General features: G+C 67.0%; 2 protein-coding genes and 1 pseudogene. 1 reads left to right on the top strand and 2 read right to left on the bottom strand.

Annotation, left to right across the window (positions count from 1 at the left end; all coding sequences use genetic code 11):
• A pseudogene (locus ABZY33_RS35995) lies at positions 1-198 on the bottom strand (IS5/IS1182 family transposase); the annotation flags it as partial.
• 107 nt (positions 199-305) lie between these two features.
• Positions 306-512, bottom strand: a complete 207-nt coding sequence (locus tag ABZY33_RS35990; RefSeq protein WP_356495932.1) for a hypothetical protein — start codon at positions 510-512, stop codon at positions 306-308.
• A gap of 559 nt (positions 513-1,071) precedes the next feature.
• Between ABZY33_RS35990 and ABZY33_RS35985 the strand changes: the two genes are divergently transcribed.
• Positions 1,072-1,277: transposase (locus tag ABZY33_RS35985; protein WP_356495931.1), on the top strand; the 206-nt coding region annotated here is incomplete at its 3' end.

Genomic DNA, 1,277 nt, shown 5'->3' with positions numbered 1-1,277 from the left:
CCGCATCGTGAGGTTCGTGCGGTAGTACACGGCCACCGGCAGCACCCGGTCCGGCAGCGGCAGACACCACGGCCGGCCGCGGCCGGGCCCGTTCCCGCCCCGTTCACGTACCGCCTTCACCAGCTTCGCGAACCGGTCCATCCGCAAGCCGGTGAACGTCTCCACCCACAACGGCTCAGCCCTCAACACCCCACCCATACAGGCAAAATGCCCAGAACTGAGCCTTCTGCAACACCCTTTAGCACCACCCGGCGGTGCGCAGTCCGAGATGGACAAGGAACCCACGACGCCTGCGTCGTGCTTGTTCACACCCCTGCCCCCCGCCGGATCGCGGTCCCGGCGAGGACACCTGCGACGAGCAGGACCGCACCCACGGGCAGCCCGTACGAGGTGAGCAGCCCCGCCCGACGCGCCCCGTCGGCACCCGCCGGCCGCACGAAGTAGTCGAAGACAATCGTTGCCAGCGACGCGAACACCAGAATTCCCCCCGACACCCCGAGGACGCGGCTCACGATGGCCCCTACCGCGTCTGCCGTGTGTGGGCGACGACGCACTGGAGCCCGGGTGACAGAAACCAGGACACGCACAATGTTCTCCTTGTCCAGGAGCCGCACCCCTCGCCAGGAACGGCAGCACACTGGCGGATCCCCGCAGGCAAGAACGCCGGCTCCGCCGTGAATGCCCCTCGGGGCTTCCCACCAAGAGTGGAAGCCGCACACGTCGGCCCGGGCGCAACCGTGTGTCGATCGGCACGCAGTCGCCTATCAGTGTCGAAGGACATCGGAGTCAGGTCATGCACTACCCAGTCCGACGGCCGGGTGGGAGATGAAAAGACGCCCACCGGTAGGTCTCCGACCGGATCAGCGCCAGCGCGATCTGCAGTGCTGCGGGCGGCAGGCCCGCTTGACGCGGAGCGTGCCTCGCCCTGTCACCAGGAAGAAGACCAAGACGTGTCGGTGGCTTTGCTGCCGTATCGCACCGTTGGGCACAAGGACTTAGAACGGCTAACACAATGAGGTGCATCGTCCCTGGCAGCCGTGCCTGACCGGGCAGTTGAGCGTTGGCCAGACTGTGGGAACTTCACCATGGATCGTGCCGGACGACCTGTGGGAGCGGATCGAGCCGCTGCTGCCGAAGAAGGAACGGCGGTTCCGCTACTCCGGTCGCCTGCCGGTCCCGGACCGCCAGGTGCTGTGCGGGATCCTGTACGTCCTGCACACCGACATCCAGTGGGAACACCTCCCGCAGGAGCTCGGTTTCGGCTCGGGCATGACGTG

The sequence above is a fragment of the Streptomyces sp. NPDC006552 genome (assembly GCF_040611655.1).
Classification (GTDB): domain Bacteria; phylum Actinomycetota; class Actinomycetes; order Streptomycetales; family Streptomycetaceae; genus Streptomyces.
This window is presented reverse-complemented; position numbering and strand designations above follow the sequence as displayed.